Below are 16,949 nucleotides of genomic sequence, written 5' to 3' on the forward strand. Positions count from 1 at the left end.
CACCGCGCGCGGCGCGACGCCGCGCTGGACGCCGCCCGCGCCCTGCTGGACGCACACGCGCTGCGGCCCACCGCAGGCGCCACCAGCCCCAACGCCCAGGTGGTGGTGGTGCGCGTGCTGTCGGCCCAGGTGGAGCCCGCCATGCAGCTGCTGCGGCAGGTGTGGGCCGCGTGGCGCGCCAGCCTGTGGCAGATGCGGGCCGAGCCACCGCGCATCTGGGCCATGTAGCCGTTCAGGTCGGGCGTTGGTTGGCCCGCTCGCTCGCCAGCGCCCAGGCGAAGATGGCGACGCCGCCCAGCCCCAGCACCGCGCCCACCCAGCCGGTGGAGGTCCAGCCCCAGCCCGCCGCGATGGCCGCGCCGCCCAGCCACGCGCCCAGCGCGTTGGCCGCGTTGAACGCGGAATGGTTGAGCGCGGCGGCCAGCGTCTGCGCGTCGCCCGCCACGTCCATCAAGCGGATCTGCAGCGCCGGGCCGATGGCGACCAGCGTGCCCAGCACGAAGGTGGCCACAGCGGCCGAGACGGGGTGGCGCGCGGCGGGCACGAACAGCACCATCACCGCGATGGACCACAGCAGCACCTTGCCCACCGTGGGCATCAGCGCCCGGTCGGCCATGCGCGAGCCAACCACGTTGCCCGCCACCATGCCCAGGCCGAACAGCGACAGCACGAAGGGCACCAGCGCGGACGGCAGGCCCGCCACCTCGGTCAACGTGGGCTTGATGTAGCTGAACACCGCGAACATGCCGCCGAAGCCGATGGCGCCGATGCCCAGCGTGAACCACACCTGCTTGCGCGCGAGCGCCCCCAGCTCGCGCAGCGGGCTGGCGCCCTGGGGCGCGGGCATGTCGGGCACCCACTGGCGCACCAGGGCCACGGCCGCCACCGCGATCAGGCCCACGAAGACGAAGGCCGCGCGCCAGCCGAAGTGCGCGCCCAGGGCGGCGGCAATGGGTACGCCCACCAGCGTGGCGCTGGTCAGCCCCAGCATCACCCAGCCCACGGCGCGCGCGCGGCGCCCCGGCGGCGCCAGCGCAGCCGCCACCAGCGCCGCCACGCCGAAGTAGGTGCCGTGCGGCAGCCCGGTACACAGCCGCATGGCGGCGAGCGAGGCATAGCCCGGCGCCAGCGCCGAGGCGAAGTTGCCCAGCGCATAGACGGCCATCAGTGCCATGAGCAGCGCGCGCCGCCCCCAGTGGGCGCACAGCACGGCCAGCACCGGCGCGCCCACCACCACGCCCAGGGCGTAGGCGCTGATCACGTGGCCCGCCTGCGGAATGCTCACGCCGATGTCGCGCGCCACCTCGGGCAGCAGGCCCATGATGACGAACTCGCCCGTGCCGATGGAAAAGCCGCCCAGGCCCAGCGCGAGCACGGCGCGCACCAGCGTGCGGTCGTCGGTGGGGGCGGCAGGGGTGGAAGCAGAGGACAGGGGCGCGGTCATGGAAAAAAAGACAGGGGCGTGAAACGCCCCGGCGCAGCGAACATAGCACGGCCCGCCAGTGATCGGGCAAGCGCAAGCAGCTATCAAATGGCGACCAGCTGGCGGATGCCCTTGGCCTGCATCTCGCTGCCCGGGCCGCGCGCGATGACCTCGCCGCGCTCCATCACCAGGTACTCGTCGGCCAGTTCCTCGGCGAAGTCGTAATACTGCTCGCACAGCAGCACGGCCATGCCGCCGTCGGCCAGTTGGCGGATCACGCGGCCTATGTCCTTGATGATGCTGGGCTGTATGCCTTCGGTGGGCTCGTCGAGCACCAGCAGGCGCGGGCCGGGCGCCAGGGCGCGGGCGATGGCAAGCTGCTGCTGCTGCCCGCCCGAGAGGTCGCCGCCGCGCCGGTGCAGCATTTGCTTCAAGACCGGGAACAGCTCGTACAGGTGCGGCGGCACGGGCGTGGAGCCGCTTCGGTAGGCCAGGCCCATGCGCAGGTTCTCCTGCACCGTGAGGCGACCGAAGATCTCGCGCCCCTGCGGCACGAAGCCGATGCCCGCACGGGCCCGGTCGTAGGGTGCGGCCTTGTCGATGGACTGGCCGTCCAACGTGATGGTGCCGCTGCGTATGGGCACCAGGCCCATCAGGCTCTTGAGCAGCGTGGTCTTGCCCACGCCGTTGCGGCCCAGCAGCACGGTGACCTGGCCGGGCGCGGCGGTCAGGCTCACGTCGCGCAGGATGTGGGAGCCGCCGTAGTACTGGTTGATGTTCTGGACTTTGAGCATTTTTGGCCTCTAGCGCTTGCTGGACAAGCGCCAGCAGCTATCAAATTTATAGTTTCAGCGCCCCAGATAAACCTCGATCACGCACTCGTCGGCCTGCACCTGGTCGAGTGTGCCCTCGGCCAGCACGGCGCCGTCGCACAGCACCGTCACCTTCTCGCTGATGGTGCGGATGAAGGACATGTCGTGCTCCACCACCATCAGCGAGTGCTTGCCTTTCAGGGTGAGGAACAGCTCGGCCGTGCGCGCCGTCTCCTCGTCGGTCATGCCCGCCACGGGCTCGTCGAGCAGCAGCAGCTTCGGCTGCTGCATGAGCAGCATGCCGATCTCCAGCCACTGCTTCTGCCCATGGCTCAGGTTGCCCGCCTGGCGTGTCACGCCGTCGGCCAGGTGGATGGTGTGCAGCACCTCGGCCAGGCGGTCGGACTGCGCGGAGTCGAGGCGAAAGAACATGCTGGACTTCACGCCCTTGTGGGTCTTGAGCGCGAGTTCGAGGTTCTCGAACACGGTGAGCTGCTCGAACACCGTGGGCTTCTGGAACTTGCGGCCTATGCCCAGACTGGCGATCTCGGGCTCGTTGTGGCGCAGCAGGTCGATGGTGGAGCCGAAATAGACCGTGCCTGTGTCGGGCCGCGTCTTGCCGGTGATGATGTCCATCATCGTCGTCTTGCCCGCGCCGTTGGGGCCGATGATGCAGCGCAGCTCGCCGGGCGCGATGTCCAGGTTCAGGCCGTTGATGGCCTTGAAGCCGTCGAAGCTCACGTGTACGTCTTCCAGGTACAGGATGCGGCCATGCGTCACGTCCACCGCGCCGGGCGTGGCGATGCGCGCAAAGCCCGCCGCCCGGCCGCCCGATTCCGTCTGGCCCGTCACGGGCGCCTGCACGCGGGCGATGCGCTGCGCGCCTTCTTCCATCAGGTCGGGCGTCATTGCGCGGCCCCCTTCTTCATGAGCTTCTTCACCAGCCCGACCACGCCGTCCGGCAGGAACAGCGTGACGGCGATGAACAGCGCGCCCAGGAAGTACAGCCAGAACTCCGGCGCGGTGACCGTGAGCCAGCTCTTGGCGCCGTTGACGATGAACGCGCCAGCGATGGGCCCGACGAGCGTGGCGCGCCCACCCACGGCCGCCCACACTGCTATCTCGATGGAGTTGGCCGGGCTCATCTCGCCGGGGTTGATGATGCCGACCTGCGGCACGTACAGCGCGCCCGCCACGCCGCACATCATGGCGCTGATGGTCCAGATGGTGAGCTTGTAGGGCAGCGGCGCGTAGCCCGAGAACATGACGCGGCTTTCCGCATCGCGCACGGCCTGCAGCACGCGGCCGAATTTGCTGCGCACCAGCCAGCGCGCGAGCAGAAAGAACGCGAGCAACGTACACCCGGTGAGCACGAACAGCAGCATGCGCATGTTTTGCGTGGCGATCGGCGTGCCCAGGATGCGCTTGAAGTCGGTGAACCCGTTGTTGCCGCCAAACCCCGTCTCGTTGCGGAAGAACAGCAGCATGGCCGCATACGTCATGGCCTGCGTGATGATGGAGAAATAGACGCCCTTGATGCGCGAGCGGAACGCGAACCAGCCGAACACGAAGGCCACCAGTCCCGGCACGGCCACGATGAGGATCAGCGTGGCGGCAAAGCTGTCGGACAGCGCCCAATGCCAGGGCAGCTCCTTCCAGTCCAGGAAGACCATGAAGTCCGGCAGGTCGCTCTGGTAGTTGCCGTCGCGCCCGATCTGGCGCATGAGGTACATGCCCATCACGTAGCCGCCCAGGGCGAAGAAAAGGCCGTGGCCCAGGCTCAGGATGCCGGTGTAGCCCCAGATCAGGTCCATGGCGAGCGCGCAGATGGCGTAGCACATGATCTTGCCGAGCAAGGCCACGGCGTAGTCGGACAGGTGGAAGGCGCTGCCCGGCGGCACCCACAGGTTGAGCACGGGCGCGATGGCGCACACCACGATGAGCGCGACGAAGAAGGCGGACCAGCCGCCGCGCGTGAGCAGCGGCGCGGGTGCGGGAAGTTGAATGGCAGAGGTGGTCATAGCGGTTTCAATCTGCCGTGCGGCCTTTCACCGCGAAGATGCCCTGGGGACGCTTCTGGATGAAGATGATGATGAACACCAGCACGGCGATCTTGGCGAGCACCGCGCCCGCCCAGCCCTCGATGAATTTGTTGAGCACGCCCAGTCCCAGCGCCGCATACACGGTGCCCGCGAGCTGCCCCACGCCGCCGAGCACCACGACCATGAAGGCATCGACGATGTAGCTCTGGCCCAGGTCGGGCCCCACGTTGCCCACCTGGCTCAGGGCGCAGCCCGCCAGCCCGGCGATGCCACTGCCCAAAGCGAAGGCCAGGGTGTCGGTGCGCGCGGTATTCACGCCCATGCAGGACGCAATGGGCCGGTTCTGCGTGACGCCGCGCACGAACAGGCCCAGCCGCGTGCGGCCAATCAGGTAGCCCATGCCCAGCAGCACGGCAGCGGCAAAGCCGATGATGACGAGGCGGTTGTACGGCAGCGTGAGGTTGGAGAGCACCTGCACGCCGCCGCTCATCCACGCGGGGTTTTCCACGCCCACGTTCTGCGCGCCGAACACGCTGCGCACCAGTTGCTGCAGCACCAGGCTGATGCCCCAGGTGGCGAGCAGTGTCTCCAGCGGGCGGCCATACAGAAAGCGCAGCACGCCGCGCTCCAGCACTGCACCCACGGCGGCGGACGCGCCAAAGGCCAGCGGCACGGCCGCCACCAGGTACCAGTCGAACGCGCCGGGCAGGTATTTCTGGAACAGGCCCTGCACCACGTAGGTGGCGTAGGCGCCGATCATCATCAGCTCGCCGTGGGCCATGTTGATGACCCCCATCAGCCCGTAGGTGATGGCCAGGCCCAGCGCCACGAGCAGCAGGATGGAGCCCAGGCTGATGCCCGTAAAGGCCGCGCCCAGGCGCTCGCCCCAGGCCAGGCTGTCGTCCACCTGGGCCAGCGAGCGCTGCAGTTGCGCCTTGACGCCCGTATCCTCCTCCGTCGCAATGCGTTCGTTGAGCAGCAGGCGCGTGTCGGGCGTGGGGTGGTGCGCCAGCGCCTCGGCGGCGCGCTTGCGCGCGTCGGCTTCGTCGCTGCCGAGCTGCGTGGCGGCCAGCGCCAGGGCGATCTGGTCCTTGACGCGGCGGCTGGACTCTTGCGCCAGCGCCTTTTCCAGCAGGGGCAGGCGGGCGGGGTCGGGCTCCTTCATCAGCGCCTGCGCGGCGGCCAGGCGCTGCGGCTCGTCGCCGCCCAGAAGCTGCATGGCGGCCAGGGCGGTGTCGATCTCGCCGCGCATGCGGTTGTTGTTGATGATGTCCTCGGCGTCCTCCGGCACGTGTACGCTCGCGCCCGTTACGGGATCGCTGCCCTGGCCGTTGCGCACGATGACGGCGCGGCCCGCCGCCACCTTGACTTCATCGTCCAGCAGGGCCTTGAGGAAATCCGCCGTGCGCTCGCCCGGCTCCATGGCCGCCTGCCGCACGGCGGCCACGCGGTCGTCGGTGTCGCCCGCGGCCATCGCCAGGGCCTGCGCGGCGGTGAGGGCGTGCGCGGCACCGAGCCACAGGGTCAGGCACAGGGCCAGAAAACATCGCAACATAAGTCAAACAGTTCAGTCAAAAAAAGGGAGGGCTGGCCCTCCCTGTTCGATCACTTCTTTTCAGGCTCGTCCTTCTTCTTGTCGTTGCCCTCGATGTAGGGCGACCACGGCTTGGCCTTGACGGGGCCGGGCGTCTTCCACACCACGTTGAACTGCCCGTCGGCCTTGATCTCGCCGATGAACACGCTCTTGTGCAGGTGGTGGTTCTTCTCGTCCATCTTGCTCACGATGCCGCTGGGCGCCTTGAAGGTCTGGCCCGCCATGGCGGCGATCACCTTGTCCACGTCGGTGCTCTTGGCCTTCTCGACCGCCTGCTTCCACATGTTGATGCCGATGTAGGTGGCTTCCATGGGGTCGTTGGTGAGCGGCTTGTCCTTGTGGCTCGCGATGTTCTTGGCCTTGGCGTAGTCGCTCCACTTCTTGATGAAGGCGGTGTTCTCGGGGCTCTTGATGGATTGGAAGTAGTTCCACGCCGCCAGGTGGCCGACCAGGGGCTTGGTGTCCACGCCGCGCAGCTCTTCCTCGCCGACCGAGAAGGCGACCACGGGCACGTCCTTGGCCTTCAGGCCGGCGTTGCCCAGCTCCTTGTAGAAGGGCACGTTGGAGTCGCCGTTGATGGTGGAGACCACGGCCGTCTTGCCGCCCTGGCTGAACTTCTTGATGTCCGCCACGATGGTCTGGTAGTCCGAATGGCCGAAGGGCGTGTACTTCTCGTCGATGTCGGCATCCTTCACGCCCTTGCTCTTGAGGTAGGCGCGCAGGATCTTGTTGGTGGTGCGGGGGTACACGTAGTCCGTGCCCAGCAGCACCCAGCGCTTGGCGCCGCCACCGTCCTTGCTCATGAGGTAGTCCACGGCGGGAATGGCCTGCTGGTTGGGCGCGGCGCCGGTGTAGAACACGTTCTTGGACAGTTCCTCGCCCTCGTACTGCACGGGGTAGAACAAGAGGCCGTTCAGCTCCTCGACCACGGGCAGCACCGACTTGCGCGACACGCTGGTCCAGCAGCCGAAGATGACGGCCACCTTGTCCTGCGTGAGCAGTTGCTTGGTCTTTTCGGCGAACAGCGGCCAGTTGGACGCCGGGTCCACCACCACGGGTTCGAGCTTCTTGCCCAGCACGCCACCCTTGGCGTTGATCTCGTCAATCGCCATGAGCACGGTGTCTTTGAGCACCGTCTCGGAAATGGCCATGGTGCCGGACAGGCTGTGCAGGATGCCGACCTTGATCGTGTCCTGCGCATGCGCGGGCAGCGCGGAAAGACCGGCGAGCGCGGCGGCTGCGGCAAGGGCTTTGAGGGAATGGCGACGTTGCATTTGGGCTTCTCCAGGGGTTGGGGTTGAGGCCGATTCTGGAGAGCCGGGGGTGCGCTGGATATACGCCGGGTGGCGTACGGCGGTGGTTGTTTTGCTACTTAATCAATAGCTGCTTGTGCTTTCAGGATAAGCGCTAGAGTCCAATTTGACCCATAAAACCGACTCTCCATGAAAATGGGAACAGCCGCACGGGAACTCCGGCTTTAGCACTCGATCACACCGAGTGCTAATATTCACGCCTTAGAGGAAAGGATTCCCGGAATGAACCTTCAATCTGGAACCGCGACCACGACGCTGGCCCCCGCCAGCCCCTGGGCGCTCGTGCCTCCCCTGGGCAACCTCGACGCCTACATCTCGGCGGTCAATCGCCTGCCCCTGCTCACCCCCGACGAGGAGCAGACCTACGCCCGCCAGCTGCGCGACCACAACGACGTGGACGCCGCTGGGCGCCTGGTGATGTCGCACCTGCGCCTGGTGGTGTCCATCGCGCGCCAGTACCTGGGCTACGGCCTGCCGCACGGCGACCTGATCCAGGAAGGCAACGTGGGCCTGATGAAGGCCGTCAAGCGCTTCGACCCCGACCAGGGCGTGCGCCTGGTGAGCTACGCCATGCACTGGATCAAGGCCGAGATCCACGAATACATCCTGAAGAACTGGCGCATGGTGAAGGTGGCCACCACCAAGGCCCAGCGCAAGCTGTTCTTCAACCTGCGGTCGATTAAGCAGGGTTTCAAGGCCGATGCGCTGGACGCCGACACGCACCGCGAGACGCTGTCCGACCGCGAGATCGACGCCGTGGCGGCGCAGCTCAACGTCAAGCGCGAGGAAGTCATCGAGATGGAAACGCGCATGGCGGGCGGCGACGTGCTGCTGGACCCCGCGCCCGCGCATGACGACGACCAGGCGTTCGGCCCCATCGCCTACCTGGCCGACGCCTCGCACGAGCCCACGGCCATGATCGAGTCGCGCCAGCGCGACGCCCTGGCCACCGACGGCATCGCCGCCGCGCTGGAGAGCCTGGACGAGCGCAGCCGCCGCATCGTGGAGGAGCGCTGGCTCAAGGTCAACGACGACGGCTCGGGCGGCATGACGCTGCACGAGCTGGCCGCAGAGTACGGCGTGAGCGCCGAGCGCATCCGCCAGATCGAGGTGGCCGCGATGAAGAAGATGAAGAAGGCGCTGGCGGAGTACGCTTAATATCCGACCTGCTGACCCACGAACAAGGCCCCGCAACGGGGCCTTGTTGCATTCACCCCCCAAGGAGACTCCATGCACGCTCTTTCCCGCCGCGCCGCGCTGCTGGCCGCACTGGCCGCCACCGCCTCGCCCTGGGTTGCCGCCCAGCCCTGGCCCACCAAGCCCCTGAAAATCATCGTGGGCTTCCCGCCCGGCTCTTCGCCGGACATCACGGCCCGTACCTTCTCGGAGCCCTTGTCCAAGGCCCTGGGCCAGCCGGTGATCGTGGAGAACAAGGTGGGCGCGGGCGGCAACATCGGCGCGGACGCGGTCGCCAAGGCCACGGACGACCACACCATCGGCCTGATGATCAACGGCAACATGACCATCGCCAAGTTGCTGAACCCGACCGTGCCGTTCGACCCGCTCAAGGACTTTGCGCCGCTCAGTCTCGTCGGCACCTCGCCGCTGGTGCTGACGGCCCCCGTGAGCCAGCCGGACGTACCCGCCACCGCCAGTGCCAAGGAGTTCTTCGAGGCCGCGCGCAAGGCGGGCGACAAGTGGAGCTACGGCACGCCCGGCGTGGGCACGGTGGGCCACATCGGCACCGAGCTGCTCAAGGCGCGCAGCCACATCAACCCCGTACACGTGCCCTACCCCGGCTACCCCCAGGTGGCCACGGCCATGCTGGGCGGCCAGTTGCAGATGGCGATGATTCCCCCCGCGCTGGCGCAGGCCCAGGCACGCGCGGGCAAGCTGCGCATGATCGGCGTGACCTCGTCGGGCCGCAGCTCGCTGGCGCCCGACGTGCCCAGCCTGGCCGAAGCGGGCATCCAGGACTTCAGCCTGGAGATCTGGAACGCCTTCGCCGCCCCCGCCAGCATGCCCGCCGCCATCCAGGCCAGGCTGTCGGCGCTGATCAGCGACATCACGCGCAGCGAGGAAGTGCGCGGCAAGCTGTTCCAGCAGGGCTGGAATACCGTGGGCTCGTCCGCCGAGGGCCTCGCCAACCGCATCAAGGCCGACACCCGCGCCTTGGGCCGGGTGATTGCCGAGCGTGGGATCAAGGTGGAATAAGCGCCTGTTTGCGGCTATTTCATGGTGTAGCTGGTGGGCGTCTTGGTCAGGACGGCTGCGGCGCCCAACTCAGCGGTGATGGCTCTCGATAGCCCGATAGCTGGTGTAAGGTAGCTGCACGTGCTCCAGGAAGGCCCGTCCGAGGTGATCCATCGAATACAAATCCCTAGAGGCGGGGCGCCCGCCGAAGATCAATTCGCCCAGGTTGACCCCTACACCCAGGAAGGTGGTGCGCTCCCGCTGGCTGCGGTCCGCAGACTTGAAGCCACGCGCGTAATAGCCGCCCTGCAGTTCCACATAGCGCAGCGGGCCTGTGCGGAAGGCGTCGAACCCGCTCAATTTCAGGCTGAACACGTAGCGCTGCCCCATGTAGTCCGAGAGCGGACGAAAGTCGGAGTTGGAGGACTTCTGGTACTCCAGCCTGAAGTCAAGCTTGTCCCTCAACCCGGGCACCACGCTGCGCAGGTAGGAAAGCCCGATGCCGGAGAGGTTCATCACCATGTCTTCTTTCGAAAATCCATGGTCCACCGAATAGCCGTCGAAGAGTTCGACGTAACTCATCAGGCCGAACGAAATCATGGCGGCTGCGAGAGCCGCGTCTTCCCGACTGCCGCCGCGGAAGTACATCGCATCGGTCAACAGGTTGCTGATCGAATAGCTGCTGAACGCATGCCCGAGCTTGTCCGCACCGCCGCTGCCGGTCCCACGCCCGAACCAGCCCTCGGAGTTGAACTTGAACGAGTGGCTGCTCCCCCAGTTCCAGCTCTTCGCGCCGAGCAGCGTGATGCCTGCCAGCAGGGCGGCGGTCTCGTACTTCGCACGTGAGGCGTTCTCGAGGAAGCTGAAGTCCCCCTCCCGGGGCACTCTTTCCGGAAAATAGGGCGTGTTGCCGGACAGGCCCGAGCCGACTGACTCCGTCCCGTTAGCGGGGCCGACCTGGGCGTGGGCCATCTTCTGCCCTGAAAATGCTCCTGCAGCCAGCAGTATGAACACGACAGCACTTTTCATGTGACCTCTTTTTAGAGCGTGTTAATGATCTTTTCATGGTACCCGCTAAGCAGCGTTTGCGGCGCTGCCATCTTGGTACAAGGCTATCGAGTCCGCCCTGAACAATGCCGTTCTCAGCCGCAGGCAGGTCGGCGGTCATCACGCGCAGCGAGGAAGTGCGCGGCAAGCTGTTCCAGCAAGGCTGGAACGCCGTGGGCTCGTCCGCCGAGGGCCGGGTGATTGCCGAGCGCGGGATCAGGGTCGAGTAACCAGCAATCAACCCGCTTCGTTCAGCAGCGCGCGCACGTCCTGGGCCAGGGCTTGCGCGCCGCTGCCATAGCGGGTGTAGATGCGCAGGCGGCCCGCCGGGTCATAGACGTAGCTGCCTGCGGAGTGGTCCATGGTGTAGCTGGTGGGCGTCTTGCCGTCCACCTTCTTGTAATAGACCTTGAAGTCACGGGCGACTGTCGCCAGTTGCTCGGGCGTGCCGCGCAGGGCCAGGAAGCCGGGGTCGAAGTTCTGCATGTACGCCTTGAGCACCTCGGGCGTGTCGCGCTCCGGGTCCACGGTGATGAAGATGCCCTGCAGGCGGTCGCCATCCTTGCCCAGCAGGGCCTTGGCCTCGGCCAATTCCTGCATCGAGGTGGGGCACACGTCCGGGCACTGCGTGTAGCCGAAGAACACGACCACCACCTTGCCCGCGAAGTCCTGGATGTGGCGCGGCTGGCCGTTGTGGTCGGTCAGCGGGAAGTCGCGCGCATAGTCCGCGCCCGTCACGTCGATGCCGCGGAACTCTGTCTTCTTCTTGTCGGAACATGCACCAAAAAGGCTCGCAGCGCTTATGGGATAAGCACAAGCAGCTATCACTTTAAGAGCATGTCGTTTGTTCATGGTCACAACACGTAGTGGTCCACCAGCAGGGCGGCGAACAGCGCGCTCAGGTGGATAAGGGAGAAACGGAAGGTCTTGCGCGCAAGCTGGTCCGAATAGCTGCGCCACAGCGCGAAGCCATAGCCGCAGAAGCCCACGCTCAACACCACGGCGGCAGCCAGGTAGATCCACGAGCTCATGCCATAGATGAAGGGCATGAGGCAGCCCGCGAACAGGATCAGCGTGTACAGGAACACCTGCAGCCGCGTGAACTCGTTGCCGTGCGTGACGGGCAGCATGGGCAGGCCGGACTTGCGGTAGTCCTCGACGCGGTACAGCGCCAGCGCCCAGAAGTGCGGCGGCGTCCACAGGAAGATGATGAGGAACAGGATCAGCGCCTCGGGGCCCACGTCGCCCGTCATCGCGGCCCAGCCCAGCACCGGGGGCATGGCGCCCGAGGCGCCGCCGATCACGATGTTCTGCGGCGTGAGCGGCTTCAGGATGACGGTGTAGATGACCGCATAGCCCACGAAGGTGGCGAAGGTGAGCCACATGGTCAGCGGGTTCACCCAGAAGTACAGCAGGGCCGAGCCCACGGTACACAGCACGGCGGAGAACAGCAGCGTCTCGCGGTTGGACAGCTCGCCCTTGGCCGTGGGGCGCCAGGCGGTGCGCTTCATCTTGGCGTCGATGCCCTGCTCCACGATGCAGTTGAAGGCGGCAGCGGCCCCCGCCACCAGCCACACGCCCAGGCAGGCCAGCGCCATCTGCCCGCACTGCGCGGCCGAGGGGAGCCCGGGCACGGCCAGCACCATGCCGATGAGCGCGCAGAACACGATGAGCTGCACCACGCGCGGCTTGGTCAGCGCGTAGAACTGCGCCAGGCGCGATGGCGGGGGAACGAGGGCAGCGGTCATGCAAAGACTCGAGAGGCGAATGGATGGGGAACAGGGGCCGCGCGGCTGGACGCCAGCGCCCAGGTCAGCACCACCACCAGCGCCGCGGCGCCGCCGGTGTGCAGCACGGCGGCCAGCAGCGGCCAGCCCAGCACCACGTTGGACAGGCCGGTGGCGAACTGCAGCAGCGCCAGCCAGCCCAGCCAGCGCGCCTGCGCGGGCAATGCGGGCCGCAGCCGCCAGGCGAGCACGGCCAGCGCCAGCAGCACGGCATAGGCCGCGAGGCGATGGACGTAGTGGATGGCGGTCAGAGCCGCAAAGCTGACGTGGCTGCCGTCCTGCAGCAAGCCCAGGGGCCGCCAGACCTGGAAGCCCTGGGCAAAGTCCATCGCGGGCCACCAGCTGCCCTGGCAAGTGGGGAAGGTGGTGCAGGCCAGCACCGCGTAGTTGGTACTGACCCAGCCGCCCAGCACCACCTGCAGGGCGAGCAGGATGGCGGTGGCGACGAGGCCCCTGCGCAGCCCGCGCGTCAGGGCTGTGGGCGCCACGCCCTGCGCGCCGTGGGTGTGCCGCACCGCCTGCACGCACAGCAGCGCCAGCAGCACCAGCCCACCGATGAGGTGCAGCGTGACGATGGCGGGGAACAGTTTCATGGTCACGGTCAGCGCCCCGAACGCCCCCTGCAGGCACACCCAGAACAGCGTGAAAGTGGGCCACCAGGGGCTGAGCGGAGACCGCTGCGCGCCGCCCCGGCGCTGCTGCACCCAGGCCGCGACGGTGAGCACGATGATGAGCACGCCCACACTGGTGGCGAGGTAGCGGTGGATCATCTCCACCCACGCCTTGCCATGGGTGACGGGGCCGGTGGGCATGGCCTGCTGGGCGGCGGCGATCTCGCCGTGCGCGCCCACGGGGCTGGCGTTGCCGTAGCAGCCGGGCCAGTCTGGGCAGCCCAGGCCGGAATCCGTGAGGCGCGTGAAGGCCCCGAACAGCACCAGGTCGAAGGTCAGGAACAGCGTGAGCACCGTCAGCGCCTGCAGGCGGCGCAGCGGGGTGCTGCCCCGGTTGCGCAGCGCCACCCAGGCCAATGGGCCGAGAGCGATCACCACGCCCAGCAGCATGAGCCGGGCCAGGGGCGCGAGGTCGTACAGGGGCTGCGCGTCCATGCTCATGGCTTGGCGGGGCGGCCCGCTTCGTCCCAGGAGGACGAGGCGCGCAGCAGGCGATCGAGGTCGCGCTTGGCCTTGGCGGCGCCCGCCGTGTCCATGGCGGCGGGGAAGCGCATCATCCAGTTGCCCATGGGGTCCACCACGTACAGGTGCTCGGCCACCGTGTGGCCCAGCGCGGGGGCGAGCCAGGCGTGCAGCGCGGCGCCGTCCACGCGCAGCACTGTGGCCTTCTGCAAGGCGGGCACCAGTTCCGCCGGGACCGGGGCGGCATCGTCCACCAGCCACACCCAGTCCATGCGGTCTTTTTCTTTGCCCAGGCTTTCGCGCAGTTGCCGCTGCAGGTACAGGTGCTTCTGGCAGCCCGCATCGCAGCCGCCGCCGGAGACGCTGACGAGCAGCCATTGCCCTTTCAGGGACGCGAGCGGCACCGCCGTGCCATCAAGCGCTGTACCTGTCAGCTCGGGCACGGTGCGCTGCGGGTCGATCAGCTCGCCGTAGTTGCGCCGCCCTTCGGGGCGGATCACGTAGTAGGTGAAATACGAGGCGACGACCGGGGCCGCGCAGATCAGCAGCACGCCCAGCATCTTCCAGCGCCCATGGCGCGTCCGCTGCGCCAGGGCCACGGCCTCGCCCGCCTTGGGGAGCGTGTGTACGGTGAGGCCCAGAGGCGAACCCGGGGGCTGGCCTGCGGAGCGCTCAGGCGGCAGGCTGGCGGCGCGGGCGAATGAACCGTCGGACGATTTGGAACCAGACATAGAGAAGTGCAATCAGGCCGCAGAGCCCGAACCATTGAAATGCGTAACCGTAGTGCTTTTCGACACCCGTGGCGGCCACGGGCCAGTCGCGCAACAGGCCCTCGCCCGCGCCGTCGCCCGTCTGCAGCACCGTGAAGCTGGCAAGCGCGAGACCTGTTTCGGTGCGAAACGCCGCCAGGTCGAGATTTTGCCGGATGCGGGAAGCCCCTTCGGCCGCGCTGCCCGCGCCCGCAAACTCGTACAGGCGCGAAGGCCACGCGGCCACGCGGCCTTGCACGCGCACGGCGGCGTCGAGCGGCGTGTGTACCTGCGGCAGTTGCGCACGGTCCTGGAAGTTGCGCGGCACCCAGCCGCGCTGCACCAGCACCACCGCACCGCCCTGCGGGCCCGTGAGTTGCAGGGGTGTCAGCACGAAGAAACCGGGACGGCCCTGCATCTGGCGGTTGTCGAGGTACACGGTGTGCTGCGCCAGCCAGCGGCCTTCCAGCACCACCGCGCGTTGCAGCAGCGCTTGCAGGTCGGCGGCGGAGAGCAGCGCCCCGGCATCGACCGGGGGCAGGCGACCGCGCTCGTCCATCTGGGCCTGCAGCGCCTCTTTCTGCGCGGCGCGCGACAGCTGCCAGCGCCCCAGCGAGGCCGTGACCAGCATGCCTACGACGGCGGCGGTCGCGATCAGCCAGAAGCGGAGGCCCAGGGACGGGCGGGAAGGGGTCACGGGATAATGCGCTCCATGAAATACCTCATCGTGGTGGCGTTCCTCGCCATTCTCGCCAGCCTGGGATCGGCCCTGTTCTTCATGATGCGCAACGGCGGCGAGGGCGACAAGGCCAAGGGCAGCCGCATGGCCTGGGCGCTGGCGCTGCGCGTGGGGCTGTCCGTCGTGCTGTTCCTGTGCATCCTGGCGGCGTGGCAGTTGGGTTACATCCAGCCGACCGGGCTCCCGGCGTCCCGCTGACGACGACTGAACCCATGAAAAAAGCGCCTTACGGCGCTTTTTTGCGGAGGCGCGTGCGCCTTACATCCAGTACACGAGGATGTACAGGCCCAGCCACACCACGTCCACGAAGTGCCAGTACCAGGCGGCGCCCTCGAAGCCGAAGTGCTTGTCGGCGGTGAAGTGGCCTTTTTGCAGGCGCAGCGTGATCACGAGCAGCATCAACATGCCCAGGAACACGTGGAAGCCGTGGAAGCCCGTCAGCATGAAGAAGGTAGAGCCGAACACACCCGAGCTGAGCTTGAGGTTCAGGTCGGTGTACAGGTGGTAGTACTCATAGCCCTGCACGCACAGGAAGATGAAGCCCAGCAGCACCGTGGCCCACATGAAGGCGACGGTCTTGCCGCGCTGGTTCTCGCGCAGCGCATGGTGGGCAATGGTCAGCGTCACGCCCGAGGTCAGCAGCAGCGCCGTGTTGATGGTCGGCAGCCAGAAGGGGCCGACGGTCTGGAAGGGCTCCACGATGCCCGCGGGCGAGGCGGTGGCGCCAGCGGCAAGGCTGGGCCACACGGCCTTGAAGTCGGGCCACAGCAGCGCATTGTCCAGGCTGCCCAGCGCGGGCACGGAATGCACGCGCGCCCACCACAGGGCCGTGAAGAAGGCGCCGAAGAACATCACTTCCGAGAAGATGAACCAGCTCATGCTCCAGCGGTAGGACAGGTCGATCTTGCGGCTGTACAGGCCGCCCTCGCTCTCGCGGATGGCATCTCCGAACCATTGGTACAGCGTGAACAGCCACCACACCAGGCCGAGCAGCAGGGAGTACTTGCCCCAGTCGTGGCCATTGATCCACTGGCCCGCGCCCAGGATGACGAAGAACAGGCCGATGGCGGCCATCACCGGGTGGCGCGACTCGGCTGGCACGTAGTAGTAGGGGGTTCCGCCGTGGGTAGATGCACTCATTTCAGCTCCTGATTCTCTCGATCTATCTTTGTTTGTTCGTTTCCGTGGCGTCCGCGCTCACACGATCCAGTTCACCAGCGCGATCAGGCCGACCACCAGCAGGAAGACCGCCGCCAGCCCCACGGCAATGATGTGCAGCGGGTTGAGCCGGGCCACGTCCTGCTCGTAATCGCTGCCCTTGCGCAGGCCAATCAGCGACCAGGCCACAGCGCGCACGGTGCGTGGCAGCGAGCCCTTGTGTTCGGCGCCGCTCATGAACCGACTCCCGTGGCATGGCCTGCCAACGCGGCGGGGGTCTTGCCGCCCACCTCGAAGAAGGTGTAGGACAGCGTGATGGTCGTCACGTCCTTGGACAGGCGCGGGTCGATGACGAAGGCCACGGGCCATTCCTTTTTCTCGCCCGGCTCCAGCGTGTACTGGTTGAAGCAGAAGCACTCCAGCTTGTTGAAGTGTGCGGCGGCCTGGTGCGGCGCGTAGCTCGGAATGGCCTGCGCGGACATGCGGCGGTTCTGCACGTTCTGGAACTCGTACATCACCGTCGTCAGCTCGCCCGGGTGGACCTTCACCGATCGCTGCGCGGGCTTGAAGTCCCAGGGGCCGCGCGCGTTCGCATCGAACTCCACAGTGATGGTGCGGCTGGTGTCCACCTGCGTGTTCGCGGGCAGCTTCACATTCTTGCCCGCTGCGCCGTTGCCGGGCACCTGGCGCTCGGACAGCGACAGGATGTTGATGCCCGTCACCTCGCAGATGTGCTTGTAGATGGGCACCAGCACGTAGCCGAAGGCGAACATGCCAGCCGCTATCACGGCCAGCTTGCCGACCATCTTGGCGTTTTCGCGGCGCAGGCTCATGGAAGGTGGCCCGTTCAGTGGGACAGCAACACCATCTTGGCCATGAACCCGACGAAGAACGCCGCCGCCACGGACGCCAGGATCAGCGCCAGCCGCAGGTTGCTCTTCTTCTGCTCGGGTGTCATG

The 16,949-nt window shown here is 67.2% G+C and carries 19 protein-coding genes and 2 pseudogenes; 5 read left to right on the forward strand and 16 right to left on the reverse strand.

Annotated elements, in window-relative coordinates; all coding sequences use genetic code 11:
* Positions 1 to 228 (forward strand): annotated as a pseudogene (locus QM569_RS05270) (urease accessory protein UreD); the annotation flags it as partial.
* Positions 229 to 232: 4 nt separating this feature from the next.
* Here QM569_RS05270 and QM569_RS05275 read toward each other — a convergent pair.
* The 6 genes from QM569_RS05275 to urtA all read right to left on the reverse strand — a co-directional run bounded on the left by QM569_RS05275 (position 233) and on the right by urtA (position 7,145).
* Entirely contained in the window at positions 233 to 1,444 is a 1,212-nt protein-coding gene (locus QM569_RS05275) for an MFS transporter (protein WP_414986181.1), read from the reverse strand.
* Between the two features lie 83 nt (positions 1,445 to 1,527).
* Positions 1,528 to 2,217, reverse strand: coding sequence for an urea ABC transporter ATP-binding subunit UrtE (gene urtE, locus QM569_RS05280; RefSeq protein ID WP_414986182.1), 690 nt, complete (start codon positions 2,215 to 2,217; stop codon positions 1,528 to 1,530).
* 54 nt (positions 2,218 to 2,271) lie between these two features.
* Entirely contained in the window at positions 2,272 to 3,144 is an 873-nt protein-coding gene (gene urtD / locus QM569_RS05285; RefSeq protein ID WP_414986183.1) for an urea ABC transporter ATP-binding protein UrtD, read from the reverse strand.
* A complete protein-coding gene (gene urtC / locus QM569_RS05290; RefSeq protein WP_414986184.1) occupies positions 3,141 to 4,256 on the reverse strand; it encodes an urea ABC transporter permease subunit UrtC in 1,116 nt (371 codons plus the stop codon). Before urtC ends, urtD begins: the two co-directional genes overlap by 4 nt.
* A 7-nt stretch (positions 4,257 to 4,263) precedes the next feature.
* Positions 4,264 to 5,832, reverse strand: coding sequence for an urea ABC transporter permease subunit UrtB (gene urtB / locus QM569_RS05295; RefSeq protein WP_414986185.1), 1,569 nt, complete (start codon positions 5,830 to 5,832; stop codon positions 4,264 to 4,266).
* A gap of 50 nt (positions 5,833 to 5,882) precedes the next feature.
* A complete protein-coding gene (gene urtA / locus QM569_RS05300) occupies positions 5,883 to 7,145 on the reverse strand; it encodes an urea ABC transporter substrate-binding protein (RefSeq protein ID WP_414986186.1) in 1,263 nt (420 codons plus the stop codon).
* 261 nt (positions 7,146 to 7,406) lie between these two features.
* On the opposite strand from urtA, the gene rpoH reads away from it, so the two are divergent.
* Complete coding sequence (gene rpoH / locus QM569_RS05305; protein ID WP_414986187.1) at positions 7,407 to 8,342, forward strand: RNA polymerase sigma factor RpoH; 936 nt, start codon at positions 7,407 to 7,409, stop codon at positions 8,340 to 8,342.
* A gap of 72 nt (positions 8,343 to 8,414) precedes the next feature.
* Positions 8,415 to 9,398: a Bug family tripartite tricarboxylate transporter substrate binding protein gene (locus tag QM569_RS05310; protein WP_414986188.1), complete on the forward strand. Its 984-nt coding sequence runs from the start codon at positions 8,415 to 8,417 to the stop codon at positions 9,396 to 9,398.
* 69 nt (positions 9,399 to 9,467) lie between these two features.
* Here the strand turns inward: QM569_RS05310 and QM569_RS05315 are convergent, their stop codons facing one another.
* Positions 9,468 to 10,406, reverse strand: a complete 939-nt coding sequence (locus QM569_RS05315; protein WP_414986189.1) for a DUF2279 domain-containing protein — start codon at positions 10,404 to 10,406, stop codon at positions 9,468 to 9,470.
* A gap of 137 nt (positions 10,407 to 10,543) precedes the next feature.
* Here QM569_RS05315 and QM569_RS05320 point away from each other — a divergent pair.
* A pseudogene (locus QM569_RS05320) lies at positions 10,544 to 10,654 on the forward strand (tripartite tricarboxylate transporter substrate binding protein); the annotation flags it as partial.
* A 7-nt stretch (positions 10,655 to 10,661) separates the two neighbouring features.
* Here QM569_RS05320 and QM569_RS05325 read toward each other — a convergent pair.
* From QM569_RS05325 to QM569_RS05345, 5 genes are read right to left on the reverse strand one after another with little or no spacing between them, the layout of a single operon-like run.
* Complete coding sequence (locus tag QM569_RS05325; RefSeq protein WP_414986190.1) at positions 10,662 to 11,276, reverse strand: SCO family protein; 615 nt, start codon at positions 11,274 to 11,276, stop codon at positions 10,662 to 10,664.
* 2 nt (positions 11,277 to 11,278) lie between these two features.
* Positions 11,279 to 12,172, reverse strand: a complete 894-nt coding sequence (cyoE, locus tag QM569_RS05330; protein WP_414986191.1) for a heme o synthase — start codon at positions 12,170 to 12,172, stop codon at positions 11,279 to 11,281.
* The gene (locus QM569_RS05335) at positions 12,169 to 13,317 is read right to left on the reverse strand and encodes a COX15/CtaA family protein (RefSeq protein WP_414986192.1); all 1,149 of its coding nucleotides are present in this window, start codon (positions 13,315 to 13,317) and stop codon (positions 12,169 to 12,171) included. The genes cyoE and QM569_RS05335 overlap by 4 nt, the downstream gene beginning before the upstream one ends.
* 2 nt (positions 13,318 to 13,319) lie before the next feature.
* Positions 13,320 to 14,075, reverse strand: coding sequence for a hypothetical protein (locus QM569_RS05340; RefSeq protein ID WP_414986193.1), 756 nt, complete (start codon positions 14,073 to 14,075; stop codon positions 13,320 to 13,322).
* On the reverse strand, positions 14,017 to 14,790 hold the full coding sequence (locus tag QM569_RS05345; RefSeq protein WP_414986194.1) for an SURF1 family protein: 774 nt from the start codon (positions 14,788 to 14,790) through the stop codon (positions 14,017 to 14,019). Before QM569_RS05345 ends, QM569_RS05340 begins: the two co-directional genes overlap by 59 nt.
* Positions 14,791 to 14,805: 15 nt before the next feature.
* Here QM569_RS05345 and QM569_RS05350 point away from each other — a divergent pair, with 15 nt between their 5' ends.
* Positions 14,806 to 15,030, forward strand: coding sequence for a twin transmembrane helix small protein (locus QM569_RS05350; protein WP_414986195.1), 225 nt, complete (start codon positions 14,806 to 14,808; stop codon positions 15,028 to 15,030).
* A 60-nt stretch (positions 15,031 to 15,090) separates the two neighbouring features.
* Here the strand turns inward: QM569_RS05350 and QM569_RS05355 are convergent, their stop codons facing one another.
* From QM569_RS05355 to QM569_RS05370, 4 genes are read right to left on the reverse strand one after another with little or no spacing between them, the layout of a single operon-like run.
* Positions 15,091 to 15,972, reverse strand: coding sequence for a cytochrome c oxidase subunit 3 (locus QM569_RS05355; protein ID WP_414986196.1), 882 nt, complete (start codon positions 15,970 to 15,972; stop codon positions 15,091 to 15,093).
* A gap of 57 nt (positions 15,973 to 16,029) precedes the next feature.
* Entirely contained in the window at positions 16,030 to 16,227 is a 198-nt protein-coding gene (locus QM569_RS05360; protein WP_414986197.1) for a DUF2970 domain-containing protein, read from the reverse strand.
* Positions 16,224 to 16,823, reverse strand: coding sequence for a cytochrome c oxidase assembly protein (locus QM569_RS05365; RefSeq protein WP_414986198.1), 600 nt, complete (start codon positions 16,821 to 16,823; stop codon positions 16,224 to 16,226). Before QM569_RS05365 ends, QM569_RS05360 begins: the two co-directional genes overlap by 4 nt.
* Positions 16,824 to 16,837: 14 nt before the next feature.
* The gene (locus QM569_RS05370) at positions 16,838 to 16,948 is read right to left on the reverse strand and encodes a cytochrome oxidase small assembly protein (protein WP_414986220.1); all 111 of its coding nucleotides are present in this window, start codon (positions 16,946 to 16,948) and stop codon (positions 16,838 to 16,840) included.
* Between the last annotated feature and the right edge of the window lies 1 nt (position 16,949).

It is taken from the genome of Acidovorax sp. (assembly GCF_047607405.1).
In the GTDB taxonomy this organism is placed as follows: Bacteria; Pseudomonadota; Gammaproteobacteria; order Burkholderiales; family Burkholderiaceae_C; genus Acidovorax.

Excerpts from the sequence above, each read along its gene's own strand:
- QM569_RS05275 (WP_414986181.1), bottom strand. The coding sequence starts at position 1,444 with ATGACCGCGCCCCTGTCCTCTGCTTCCACCCCTGCCGCCCCCACCGAC.
- urtE (WP_414986182.1), bottom strand. The coding sequence starts at position 2,217 with ATGCTCAAAGTCCAGAACATCAACCAGTACTACGGCGGCTCCCACATC.
- urtD (WP_414986183.1), bottom strand. The coding sequence starts at position 3,144 with ATGACGCCCGACCTGATGGAAGAAGGCGCGCAGCGCATCGCCCGCGTG.
- urtC (WP_414986184.1), bottom strand. The coding sequence starts at position 4,256 with ATGACCACCTCTGCCATTCAACTTCCCGCACCCGCGCCGCTGCTCACG.
- urtB (WP_414986185.1), bottom strand. The coding sequence starts at position 5,832 with ATGTTGCGATGTTTTCTGGCCCTGTGCCTGACCCTGTGGCTCGGTGCC.
- urtA (WP_414986186.1), bottom strand. The coding sequence starts at position 7,145 with ATGCAACGTCGCCATTCCCTCAAAGCCCTTGCCGCAGCCGCCGCGCTC.
- rpoH (WP_414986187.1), top strand. The coding sequence starts at position 7,407 with ATGAACCTTCAATCTGGAACCGCGACCACGACGCTGGCCCCCGCCAGC.
- QM569_RS05310 (WP_414986188.1), top strand. The coding sequence starts at position 8,415 with ATGCACGCTCTTTCCCGCCGCGCCGCGCTGCTGGCCGCACTGGCCGCC.
- QM569_RS05315 (WP_414986189.1), bottom strand. The coding sequence starts at position 10,406 with ATGAAAAGTGCTGTCGTGTTCATACTGCTGGCTGCAGGAGCATTTTCA.
- QM569_RS05325 (WP_414986190.1), bottom strand. The coding sequence starts at position 11,276 with ATGAACAAACGACATGCTCTTAAAGTGATAGCTGCTTGTGCTTATCCC.
- cyoE (WP_414986191.1), bottom strand. The coding sequence starts at position 12,172 with ATGACCGCTGCCCTCGTTCCCCCGCCATCGCGCCTGGCGCAGTTCTAC.
- QM569_RS05335 (WP_414986192.1), bottom strand. The coding sequence starts at position 13,317 with ATGGACGCGCAGCCCCTGTACGACCTCGCGCCCCTGGCCCGGCTCATG.
- QM569_RS05340 (WP_414986193.1), bottom strand. The coding sequence starts at position 14,075 with ATGTCTGGTTCCAAATCGTCCGACGGTTCATTCGCCCGCGCCGCCAGC.
- QM569_RS05350 (WP_414986195.1), top strand. The coding sequence starts at position 14,806 with ATGAAATACCTCATCGTGGTGGCGTTCCTCGCCATTCTCGCCAGCCTG.
- QM569_RS05355 (WP_414986196.1), bottom strand. The coding sequence starts at position 15,972 with ATGAGTGCATCTACCCACGGCGGAACCCCCTACTACTACGTGCCAGCC.
- QM569_RS05360 (WP_414986197.1), bottom strand. The coding sequence starts at position 16,227 with ATGAGCGGCGCCGAACACAAGGGCTCGCTGCCACGCACCGTGCGCGCT.
- QM569_RS05365 (WP_414986198.1), bottom strand. The coding sequence starts at position 16,823 with ATGAGCCTGCGCCGCGAAAACGCCAAGATGGTCGGCAAGCTGGCCGTG.
- QM569_RS05370 (WP_414986220.1), bottom strand. The coding sequence starts at position 16,948 with ATGACACCCGAGCAGAAGAAGAGCAACCTGCGGCTGGCGCTGATCCTG.